The organism is Halorarius litoreus (assembly GCF_024362405.1).
Classification (GTDB): Archaea; Halobacteriota; Halobacteria; order Halobacteriales; family Haloarculaceae; genus Halorarius; species Halorarius litoreus.
This window is the reverse complement of record NZ_CP101454.1, coordinates 3385692-3397259: the sequence shown is the minus strand read 5'-3', so window position 1 is coordinate 3397259 and position 11568 is coordinate 3385692. Positions and strand designations below refer to the sequence as shown.

The 11568-nt window shown below is 65.2% G+C and carries 10 protein-coding genes; 6 read left to right on the top strand and 4 right to left on the bottom strand.

What is annotated here, in order from left to right; genetic code table 11:
- Positions 1-3: 3 nt before the first annotated feature.
- Together NL126_RS17970 and NL126_RS17965 are read right to left on the bottom strand one after the other, a co-directional pair.
- Positions 4-732, bottom strand: coding sequence for an RNA methyltransferase (locus tag NL126_RS17970; protein WP_255196257.1), 729 nt, complete (start codon positions 730-732; stop codon positions 4-6).
- Complete coding sequence (locus NL126_RS17965) at positions 729-1319, bottom strand: DUF8114 family protein (protein ID WP_255196256.1); 591 nt, start codon at positions 1317-1319, stop codon at positions 729-731. The genes NL126_RS17970 and NL126_RS17965 overlap by 4 nt, the downstream gene beginning before the upstream one ends.
- A gap of 165 nt (positions 1320-1484) precedes the next feature.
- Between NL126_RS17965 and NL126_RS17960 the strand changes: the two genes are divergently transcribed.
- From NL126_RS17960 to NL126_RS17930, 6 genes are all read left to right on the top strand, one after another.
- The gene (locus tag NL126_RS17960) at positions 1485-3452 is read left to right on the top strand and encodes an AMP-dependent synthetase/ligase (protein WP_255196255.1); all 1968 of its coding nucleotides are present in this window, start codon (positions 1485-1487) and stop codon (positions 3450-3452) included.
- Positions 3453-3530: 78 nt separating this feature from the next.
- Entirely contained in the window at positions 3531-4661 is a 1131-nt protein-coding gene (gene folP, locus NL126_RS17955) for a dihydropteroate synthase (RefSeq protein ID WP_255196254.1), read from the top strand.
- Positions 4662-4828: 167 nt separating this feature from the next.
- Positions 4829-5518: a 6-hydroxymethylpterin diphosphokinase MptE-like protein gene (locus NL126_RS17950; protein WP_255196253.1), complete on the top strand. Its 690-nt coding sequence runs from the start codon at positions 4829-4831 to the stop codon at positions 5516-5518.
- Between the two features lie 749 nt (positions 5519-6267).
- Positions 6268-6900 (top strand): DUF7344 domain-containing protein, encoded by a 633-nt coding sequence (locus tag NL126_RS17945; protein WP_255196252.1) that lies wholly within the window; start codon positions 6268-6270, stop codon positions 6898-6900.
- A 281-nt stretch (positions 6901-7181) separates the two neighbouring features.
- Entirely contained in the window at positions 7182-8480 is a 1299-nt protein-coding gene (locus NL126_RS17940; protein ID WP_255196251.1) for a GAF domain-containing sensor histidine kinase, read from the top strand.
- A gap of 282 nt (positions 8481-8762) precedes the next feature.
- A complete protein-coding gene (locus NL126_RS17930) occupies positions 8763-9704 on the top strand; it encodes an MBL fold metallo-hydrolase (protein WP_255196250.1) in 942 nt (313 codons plus the stop codon).
- Here the strand turns inward: NL126_RS17930 and NL126_RS17925 are convergent, their stop codons facing one another.
- Together NL126_RS17925 and NL126_RS17920 are read right to left on the bottom strand one after the other, a co-directional pair.
- Positions 9705-10673: a quinone oxidoreductase family protein gene (locus NL126_RS17925; protein WP_255196249.1), complete on the bottom strand. Its 969-nt coding sequence runs from the start codon at positions 10671-10673 to the stop codon at positions 9705-9707.
- 48 nt (positions 10674-10721) lie between these two features.
- Positions 10722-11432, bottom strand: coding sequence for a plastocyanin/azurin family copper-binding protein (locus NL126_RS17920; RefSeq protein WP_255196248.1), 711 nt, complete (start codon positions 11430-11432; stop codon positions 10722-10724).
- Between the last annotated feature and the right edge of the window lie 136 nt (positions 11433-11568).

Below are 11568 nucleotides of genomic sequence, written 5' to 3'. Positions count from 1 at the left end.
GCGCTATCGGTCGTCGGGAGGGCTGGCGAACTCACTCGCGCGACGGAACACGCCCCGGAGCGTCCGCGCCTCGCGGTCGGTCGGGTGGGCGCGGCCGACGAGTCGGCGGAACAGCCGGCCGGTCTTCGCGCGCTTCTCCTCCGGGTGGTTGATGCTCCCGAGGAGCGCGTCGAACTGGTCGTACAGCCCCTCGATCTCGGCTTCGTCCGCGCGGTCGATGCCGTCGGGATGCTGGGTCGACTCGACGGTCAACTCCCGGAGTTCGTACATGACGACGGTCGCGGCCTGCCCGAGGTTCATCACCGGGTAGTCGGCGCTCGCGGGAATCGAGCACACCTGGTCGAGCTGGGCCATCTCCTCGTTGGTGAGGCCGACGTCCTCGCGGCCGAACACCAGACAGGTGTCGGTGTCGACGTCCCGAAGTGTGTCGGCGAGTTCGGCCGGCGTGACGAACGGGTAGCGGACGTGCTTGCGGGCGTCCTCGTTCGTGACGGCCGTGGTGCCGACGGTGTGGTAGTTCTCGACGAGGTGGTCGAACGTCACCTCGCGAGCGTTCGGGAGCACGTCCTCGCGGGCGTGGCCGGCGAAGCCGTACGCCTCGCCGTCGGGGTCGAGTTCCGGAGGGTTGACGAGGAGGAGTTCGGAGAGCCCGAAGTTCTTCATCCCGCGGGCGATGGTGCCGACGTTCCCCGGCGTCTGGGGGTCGACGATGGCGACCGAGATCGAGCTCATACGTCGAGGTCACCGAGGTCGTCGTCGAACTCGTCGCCGCTGTCGCCGCCGTCGCCGCGGTCGATGTCGAGTTCGGAGAGGTCGACGCCGAGCGCGTCGAGTTCCTCGTCGTCCAGCCGCTCCAGTTCCTCCTCGAGCGACGGCATGTCCATGTCCGGTTGCGGCCGCGGCACCGAGTCGGGGTCGGTGTCGACGTGTTCCATCCCGCCGTAGTCCTCGGGAGCGCGGTTGTCGTCGCCGAACCACTCGTAGAAGGCGTCCTCGAACTCGCTCGGGCGGTTCGCCAGCTCGCTCCCCCCAGCGTCACGGAACCAGTAGAGGAAGTCGGGCTCGTGGTCGGCACACAGCACCACCTCGTGGAGCGGTTCGCCGTAGACGACGCGGGCGACGTTACACTGCTCGATGTTGGCGTCGCCGTGAATCAGCCAGCAGGCGTCACACGGACTCCCGGCGACGACGGTGAGCCGGATGAGTCGCTCGCGAGTGTCCTCGCTCAGCTCATCCAGCGGGCGGAGCTCGCCGTCGGCGTCGAACACCTCGTCCTCGTCGAACCGCCAGCCACGGAGGGCGATGGAGACCTTTCCCATACGCGGGGTTCGGCGCTGGCGCACAAAAGCACCGCGACACGGACTGTTCGCCCGCCCGCTCGGCGGGCCGACCCGTCCCCGACGCGGGGTGAGGTAAACCGTAAACTCGATGCAGATTCTCCCCGTTCACGTATCGTTAAGTATGTGGTGGGATATCACGCTGCTATGACCGACTGGCGAGAGGTCGAACTGGCCTACACGGACGAGGTAATCGGTGAGACCACCATTCCCGAACTGTTCTTCGACTCGGTGGAGCGGAACGCAGCGCTCGACGCCCAGCGGTTCAAGGGGGGCGTCTACGACAGTTCGCTGCTCGGAACCGTCGTCGAGGACCCTCCCGCGGGCGAGTACGGGGGCATCACGTATCGGGAGGCAGGTGACATCGTCCGCCATCTCGCCACGGGGTTCCGCGAACTCGGCGTCGGCGCGGACGACCGGGTAGGCATCTACGCCGACACGCGGATGGAGTGGGCACAGAGCGACTTCGCCATCCAGACGGCACAGGGCGTCGTCACGACCGTCTACACCGAGTCGTCGGCACCCCAGGTGCAGTACCTGCTCGACGACAACGACGCGATGGGCTGTATCGTCGAGAACGAGGACCTGCTCGACACCCTGCTGTCGGTCGAAGCGGACCTCGACCTCGAGTTCGTCGTGACCATCGACGACGTCGCCGACGAGTACACCGACCGCGACGACCTCTATACGCTCGCCGAGGTTCACGACCTCGGTGTCGAACACTACGACGAGGCGGCGTTCCAGTCGTGGCTCGACGGCCGCGACTGGGAGGACCTCTGCTCGCTCGTCTACACCTCCGGGACGACCGGGTCGCCGAAGGGCGTCGAACTCACCCACAAGAACTGGCGGACGGCACTGAATCAGGTTCGCCGACGCATCGGCCCACGCCCCGACAAGGCTCCCGGCGTCCCCAAGATCGACGCCGGGAAGACCTCGCTGTCGTTCCTCCCGCTCGCACACGCCTTCGAGCGTATCAACCATTTCATGCAACTCGGCTCGGGCATCACCATCGCCTACGCCGAGAGCCCCGACACCGTCGGTGACGACATCAAGCAGGTCCAGCCCGAGAGCGCGGCGTCCGTCCCACGCGTCTACGAGCGCATCTACAACCAGATGCGCGAGCAGGCGTCCGAGTCCCCCGTGAAGAAGCGCATCTTCGAGTGGGCCGTCGACGTGGCCGGCCAGTACGACGACGCCGAGGACCCCGGCATCGTCCTCGACGCGAAACGTGCCGTCGCCGACCGCCTCGTCTTCTCGCAGGTCCGGGAGGCGCTGGGCGGCAACATCGAGATGTTCATCTCTGGCGGGGGGTCGCTGTCGAAGGACCTCGCGAAGCTCTACCGCTCGATGGGGCTCACCATCCTCGAAGGCTACGGACTGACCGAGACGGCGCCCGTGCTCACGCTCAATCCGCCCGAGGACATCCGACTCGGGACCATGGGAATCGCCTTCTCCGAGGTCGACCTGACGCTCGATGGCTCGATGGTCGCCGAGGAGACGAAACAGCAGTACGACGGCGAGGTCGGCGAACTGCTCGCGAAGGGACCGAACGTCACCAGCGGCTACTGGAACAAGCCCGACAAGACGGCGGAGGCGTTCACCGAGGACGGCTACTTCCGGACCGGTGACGTGGTGGCTCGCGACGCCGACGGCTACTACACCTTCGTCGACCGCATCAAACAGCTCATCGTGCTCGACACGGGGAAGAACGTCGCGCCCGAGCCCATCGAAGACGAGTTCGCCACCTCGTCGCGGGTCGACCAGGTGATGGTCGTCGGCGACGACGAGAAGTTCGTCGCTGCCATCATCCATCCGAACCTCGAGGAGCTTCGCTCGTGGGCGAAAAGCGAGGGGATCTCGCTCCCCGACGACCCCGAGGCCATCTGTCGCGACGAGCGCGTCCACCAGTGGGTGGCCGAGGAGGTCGACCGCGTCAACGAGCGCGTCGGCAAACACGAACGCATCAAGGAGTTTCGGCTCGTCCCGACGGAGTGGACTGCCGAGAACGACCTGCTGACGCCGTCGATGAAGAAGAAACGCCGCAACATCGTCGACGCCTTCGACGAGCAGATCGCCGACATCTACGGGAAGGACCCGAAGGAAGTCGAAGCGTAACGACCCACCACGGTTCGGGGATCGCGGCGGACTGCCGGAACTGCCGTGTTTTTCCGGCCGGCTCCCGTCCGTCCACGCATGCAGAACGTCGACGCCGCGGGCCTCGGCATCGGGGACGGCTACCCAACCCGCATCATGGGTGTGTTGAACGTCTCGAAGGAGTCGCCGTACAAGCCGAGCGTGTTCGACGACCCAGGCGAGGCGGCCGAGTACGTCGACCGCGAACTCATCGACCAGGGCGCCGACATCGTCGACGTGGGACTCGAATCGGCCAACAAGAAGTTCGAGGTGCTGAGCGCGGACGAGGAACTCGACCGCCTCGACACCGCCATCGAGACCATCCAGTCGGTGTCGGGTGACGCCGTCTTCTCCATCGAGACCCGGTACCACGAGGTTGCCGAGGCCGCACTGGATGGGGGTTTCGACATGGTCAACGACATCTGCGGGTTCGCCGACCCGGAGATGCCGCGAGTCTGTGCGGCGTACGACGTGGCCGTCGCGAAGATGGCGTCGCCGCCGGACCTCGAACGCCCCGGGGCAATCGAGGACGTGGACGACATCTACGACGCGCTCGCGCAGAACGGCCTCACGGACAAGACCATCGTCGACCCGGCGTTCGGCGGCTGGTCCGAGGCGAAGACACTCGACGACGACCGCGAGACGTTCGACCGCCTCCGCGAGTTCCGGGGGTACGGCCAGCCCATCCTCGTCTCCATCAACCGGAAGAACTTCCTGCGGGAGCTGGCGGGCCGCGACACCGAGGACGCGCTGCCGGTGTCGCTCGCCGCGACCGCGATGGCCATCGAGCGCGGGGCACACGTCGTCCGCACGCACGACGTGGCCGAGACGCTCGACGCGGCGAAGATCGGCGACCGGTTCACACGCGCTCGACTCCGCGCACCGGACATTGGCGTCGAGGAACTCGACGTGACGACGCCCCGCGAGGCCGAACGCCACCTCGCCCGCACGGGGGCCGAGGCCGACCCCGGGGCCGCCGTGACGCGCGTGTTCGAACTCTCGGGCCTCTCTGCGGACGAAACGGACGCGCTGGGCTCGCTTGTTGCCACCCACCCTGGCGTCGAGGTCGCACAGGGACCGGGAGGAACGCTGCTGTTCGGCAGCGTATCGTCGCTCGTGAGTCTCGCACAGGACGCGGACCACGAGGAACTCGCCGCGCGCCTTGACGCTATCCACGGCGCACTTGCCTGAATCGTCATGCGGAGGGCAGACGGTCGTCGGCTGATGCCGCGGAATCCTCGGTTCGCCAAGAGAAAGCTTATGCCAGAGGCCTCGCTACGGGGCGATGAAGCCCGAAGGGCACACCGGGTAGGGGTACTTGGTGGCCTTCGGGTCCGAAATATATTACTCCCGTAGCGATGCGCTTCGAGACCTGGGAGCCGGTGTACCGTCGAATCCTCGACGACTTCGGCTTCGAACGAGCCGACGACGAAGCGAGCAGAGACCTCCTCGCCTCGGTCACGGAGCCGTTCGACCACACCAAGCTCGCGTTCCTCAACGGCGCGACGGTCGCCATCTGTGGCGCGGGGCCGAACCTCGCCGAGGAACTGGACGCGACACGAGACGCTGACGCCGTCGTCGCGGCGTCGACGGCCGCGGACGTCTGCCTCGACGCCGGCATCGACGTGGACCTGCTGGTGACGGACCTGGACAAGAACCCCGAGACCGCCCGCGCACTCACGGAGGCTGGCGTGCCCGTCGCCGCCCACGCCCACGGCGACAACCGCCACCTTGTCGGGGACGTGGTCCCGACGTTCGACCCCGAGTGGACGCTGCCGACGACACAGGCCGCGCCGACCCCACCGGTGGAGAACTTTGGGGGGTTCACCGACGGCGACCGTGCGGCGTTCCTCGCGGACCACTTCGGGGCCGCCACGCTGCGGTTCGTCGGCTGGGACTTCGACGACCCGTCGGTCGACCCGATGAAACGCCGGAAGCTGGTGTGGGCCGAACGACTCTGTTACTGGCTGGAACAGCGCCGCGGCGAACGGTTCGCGCTGCTCGACGGCCGGCGGGACGTCATCGACACGAGCGTCCTCCCACGTTGACTCGACTCTCGTTTCCATTGCGACGGCTCCGTTGAAACTCGCAGATTGTGGCAGGATCGGTGTGATACTTCAGATGGTGGATGCAGCACCAGTTTCGGGTTGATTTCACGTCGTGGCCCGTGATTCAGCCGGTGGTGTGTGGCTGATCTATCGGTGGATGCCACCTGATATCGCTGGAATGGCGGCAGTACTACGACACGAAAAAGAATACGTATATCCTGCCGGATCGCTTATTGCATGGCTACTCCTCGATGGTGTGTACTCGGAAACTACTGCTTTATCGAGGGACAGTGGTAGGGTACACGGGGAGAAGCAGTTAGCCTGGGAACCCATTTCAACCCCAACCCTCCCACCCCCACACTCCCCTTCGTCTCCGGAGTCGTCTCTTCGTGCTGACACCCGTCATCATTCTCTGAAGCTGATGGACTGGGACGCGGTTGGTTCGAGAGACGTCGTTGTCGGCCGACCCGAGGTAGACGTCTGTCACCCTCGTAATCAAAACCCACATCACGATGAAAATGCTGCTGGTTTACTTGGCTCTGGGCACACCTTACTTCTAACCTCCGTGGCCTACTCGCTGGAGCCACCCGAGAAAGCCTAGCCAACATCCATACTGACGGCTGGCTGAGACGTCCACAGCGAGACTCCAGACACGACGACTGGGCCGAGATAGCCGGTGTATACGCAGTACTGGTCTGGAACTGGGGGGATCGAGCGGTAACAAGCGAGAACCGAACCCGGAGATGCAAATGTCGTCTGACACCACACCCAACCTACTCACGCAGCTACAACGGGACGAGACAGAGTACGCCTCACGTACTGAATCGACCGAACACCAACAGCCAGAGCGTGGGGGTCCCGATGAGCTGCCCATTTCGCTCGACAACGTCTTCGGGATCTTGTCAAACGAGCGCCGACGCCATGTTCTCTGGTTTCTCGCTGAACAGGACGGGCCCGTGAGCCTCCGTGAGCTCTCGGAGTACGTCGCAGCCATCGAGAACGACAAACCGGTGGCTCAACTCAGCTCGCAAGAGCGGAAACGGGTGTACGTTGGCCTGTACCAGGGACATCTCCCGAAGATGGACGATCTGAGCTTCATCGAGTACAACAAAGATCGAGGGATCATCGAACTCGGGCCGCACGCGGTTCACACGGCCCCCTACCTCCAGCCCACCGACACAACAGGGGACCAGTGGCCGATGTACTATCTCGGCTCCCTGGGCGTCGGGTGGCTCCTCCTGCTGGCGGGGAGCGTCGTGAGTCCACTGGCAACCCTTGTTGCCATCGGCGTCTTCTTGACGCTGATGACGTCGCTCGCCGTCGCTCATGTGGTCCGTCTCCGACGGGAGCCCGCTGGCCCGAGGTTTGACGCACCGCTCTAATCGGAGCACTCTACGCCCTGTATTTCACGCTACCCACCCCAGTAGCGACACCCACAGTCCGCCACCCCTGGTCAGTGCATTACGTGGGGGAGTCATGGTACATCTCTACACTGTATTGATCGCTCCAATCAGCTCGTTACGACTACTCATTCATGACCGACTCACGTGCTGTATCCAGTACGAGTTCTGAAACATATCACCGATTGATAATTTCAACAGAACCGTCAGTACGTGTTTATTGCGAGCGACCCATCCCGATCCAGGCAATAGAGGTCCCATTGATGCAGAAACTCATGTTTGTGCACCTAATGTTTATCAATGGTCCACTCGAATATATGACTATCACAGGGGGAATAAATGGGGGGAGTGAGGACGCGAAATATCGCCGTGAATTATACAACGTGCGCAACTCGTCAGAGCTCTCAGTGGCCGAGAAGTTCGACCGTTACCTTGAGCTTGGATGTACATACCTTGGCGTCGAAAACGGCCACATCAAGCGCGTCGACTTAGAGCGAGGCGAGCACTACGTCCTCGCCAGCGCGGGACCAGCGACAGACCTCGTGGCAGTCGGTGACGTCCACGAGCACGCGACGACGTTCTGCCGTCGGACTCTCGATCTCGACACTCCACTCGCTATCGCAAACAGCGAGGAGGAAGGGTGGGGTAACGACCCAGCGACGGTCCGCCACGGCCTCCAATGCTATGTGGGGACGACGATTACGGTTTCAGGTGAGACGTTCGGTACGCTCTGTTTCGTCTCACGTACCGCCCACGACCGCACGTTCTCCGCGGCCGAACGCGCCTTCGTCGAACTCCTGGCGTCGATTATCGGAACAGAGTTAGCCGCCGAAGGCTACAGCCATCGGCTCACCAGCCGAGACAAACTACTCGCAGTCCAAAACCGTGTGCTTCGCCACAACTTAGCGAACGATATGAACATCATCACAGGGTACGCCGAGATACTTAGCAAGCGACTCGACGGCGCCAATAAGCAGCTTGTCGACCGAATCCATGATTTGGCCACCGACGCCGTGGAGATGGGTCAGAAGGCGCGCCAACTTGAAACGGTCGTCAGCGATGAGACACCACCCACAGTCGAAAACGTAGTGCCCGTCGTCCAGAGCACCGCCGAGGCGGTCGCAGAGGAGTCTCCAGACGCAACCATCTCGGTCACGGCTCCCGAGCAGTGTTACTGTGTGGCGTCCACGCATTTTCAGACGGCGCTACGCGAACTCGTGTCGAACGCTATCGAACACGGAGGCCCCGACCCATCCGTCGAAGTGACGGTGCAGACGAATGAGGGGAATCGGTGTACGATTTCGGTCGCCGATGACGGGCCAGGGCTCTCGCTGCTCGAGCAAAAGGTTCTGTCCGGCGAGCAGGAGACGCAACTGAGCCACGGGCAGGGACTGGGGCTATGGCTCGTTTACTGGGTCGTGCTGCAGTCCGGGGGATCACTCAGCGTCGAGACGACGGCCGGAACGACGGTCAGAATACAGCTCCGTCGTGTGCAGAATCCAGACAATTTCCGGTGGGCTCGGGACCTCTTTCTCGGCCTGATAGGACTCGGTGACCCCTGAACACGTAGTGGTCGGCTAAGCGATTAGTCTTCTTCGACTCGGCACTGGCGGGGCGGGGCCGGCGCTGCTGGCGACGCTCGGGGACCTCTCCCCCGCTGACGACGTCGGGAAACTGGGCGGGCTCTACAACGTGTTCGGCGACGTGGGGCTGTCGCTCGGCCCCTTACTTGCGCTCCCTGCGGTGGACGCCGTCGGCTTCACCGTTACCTATTCGGTGAGTGCCTTCGTGGCGGTGGCATGTCTCCTGCTCGTGAACGCAACGCTGCTCGCCTCCCCTGACACATGACGGACGTACACCGCATCGAGTTCGAAATCGACTGGCCGCCCTGGCACGTCGCCGCGTACCTGCTGCCGGGCGACGAACCCGTGCTCGTGGACGCCGGCGCGCCCGGCGACCGCGGCTGGGGTGAACTGACCGACGGGCTCGAAGACCTCGGCTACCAGCCTGCCGACATCGACCACGTGCTCGTGACCCATCCGCACACCGACCACGACGGCCTCGTGGGGCGGCTCGTCGAGGCCGCCGACCCGAGAATCTACACCCCGCGGTCGGTCCAGGAGCGGCTCCGGATGGACACCTCGCGGCTCGCCGAACGGGTCGAACGCAACGCCCGCGCGGCCGGGCTCGACGACGAGACGGTCGGCACGTACGTCGAGCAGGCCATCGACTCGGTGGAGCGCAACCGGGAGTTCTTTCCGCCAGCGTGCGTCGATGTGCCGCTGGAACCTGGACAGGTGTTCGAAGCCGGTGACTGGACGTTCGAGACCGTCCACACGCCGGGCCACCAGCGCGACCACGCCTGTTTCGCCGCCGAGACCGCGCTGTTCGCCGGCGACCAGGTCATCGAGCCGTTCCGGGCCGCGGCGCTGAACGTCGGGCTCGACGACGGCGTGTTCGACGCCGTCTCGGAGTTCTACGAGGGCTACCGCCGGCTGCGAGGCCGGTCGTTCGAGACGGTGTATCCGGGCCACGGCCCTGTCTTCGAGGACTTCGAGGGGGTCGTCGAACGCTCGGTCGCGGACCTCGACACGCTGGTGTCGGAGACCGCCGAGACGTTGGCCGACCTCGAACCGGCGACGCCGCTCGACGTAGAGGACGCCCGTACCGAGGAGCGATACGACTACACGTTCTTCGAGACGGTAGGGGCACTCGGCTACCTCACCGACCGGGGTCGTGCGACGTTCCGCGTCGACGAGGGTGTCCGCTACTACGAACTCGCCTAGTCAGGGAACGAGGACGACCTTCCCCTGTGACTTCCGCGCCTCGATGAACTCGTGGGCCTCGGCGGCCGCTTCGAGGTCGAACGTGTGGCCGACCTGCACTTCGAGCGTGCCGTCGGCGAGCATCTGGGTCAGCTGCGGGACGGCGCCCATCACCTTCATCGGCTGGCGCTCGATCGCCATCCCGAGGTGGTAACCGATGACCGACTTGTTGCCGAACAGGAGCCGGTCTGTCGGGGGCCGGCCAGGGGTCCCCGATGCCGCACCGAACGACACCATCCGGCCGAAGTCCTGGAGCGCGTCGACCGACCGCTCGGTCGTCTCGCCGCCGATGCCGTCCAGCACGAGGTCGACGCCGTAGTCGGTCTCCTCCTTGACGACCTCGACGAAGTCCTCCTCGGTGTAGTTGATGGGGTGGTCACAGCCGAGTTCCGCCGCAGTATCGAGCTTCTCCTGGGTGGAGGCCGTGCCGAACACCTCGGCACCGGCTTCGCGTGCGAGCTGGACGGCGGCGGTCCCGACTCCACCCGCGGCAGCGTGGATGAGGACGGATTCGCCCGCTTCGAGCCCACCCCACTCGTGGAGACAGTTGTGCGCAGTGAGATACTGGACCGGGACGCCGGCGGCTTCCTCGAAGCTCAGGCCCTCGGGGATGTCGAGCAGCCCGCGCGCGTCACCGATGGCGTACTCGGCGTAGCCCCCGACGCCGACCATCGAGATGACCTCGTCGCCCACCTCGCGGCCGACGCCCTCCCCGACGGCGTCGACGACGCCTGCGACCTCCAGGCCCGCGATGTACGGCGCCTCGGGGCCACCGTGGTAGTGGCCGCGTCGCTGCATGATGTCCGCGAAGTTGATGCCCGCGGCCTCCACCTCGATGCGGACCTCGCCCGTGCCGGGCTCCGGCTTCTCGACGTCGACGACCTCGATGTTCGAGCTGTCACCGTACTCCGTCACCTGAACTGCTTTCATCGACCGTAGCCACACGCCCGCTCGGGAAAAAACGACCGCTACCGGCGGTCACTCGCTCGACGATTCGCCTCCCGCTCCACCGCTTACCGACTCCAGGTCCTCCCACAGCACTGTCCCTGCCTCGACGATGGCAGCCGGTTCGAGCGCCGGGTCGGTGAGCGTGACGCGCGCGAGTCCGACCGGCCCGGCGCGCGGCTCCGCGAGCGCCGACGGGTCGCTCGTCTCGAACGGGGCGTCGGTCACGTCTCCGACGACGAGCCGCATCGCCATCCCGAACGCCTCGTGGGGTGAACAGAGGAAATCGTATACGCCGGGAGTTCGCACGGTGAACAGGAACTCCTGTGGCCGGAGTGTCGGGGTGGGGGACTCCTCGTCGGTCTCCGAATCCGTTCCCATCCCGTCCTCGCCCTCGTCCCCGCTCTCTGATTCACCACCCTCACCGGGTGGGTCGATCATGTCACCGGGGATGGTCGCGGGGTCCCAGCCCAGGACGGGCGACGAGATCGGGTCCACGCCGGTCGGGACGCGACGCTGCATCCCGAACGCTGGGTGGTAGGTGACGATGGTGTGGTCAGGAGTCGACGCCCGGACTCGAAGCACGTCACCCGGCTGCACGTGGAGGCCCGTAGGCTGGAAGAAGAAGTCCGCGGGACGCTCGGGGTTCGTCGGCGGGCCGCCGATGAGCATCTCGACGTCGTGGACCGTCGCTCCGGTTGGTTGTGTGTCGCCGTCGTCTGCACCGTCGTCCTCCTGTGTCACTACCGAGCGTCGGGCACCCGCGGTTCCGACCGCTGCGGCAGCCCCCCCGGCACCGAGTGCTGCGAGGACGGTTCGTCGGTTCGGGCTGTACGTTCGTCGGGGTTGGTCGTCGTACGACATCGAACAGCGTTCGACG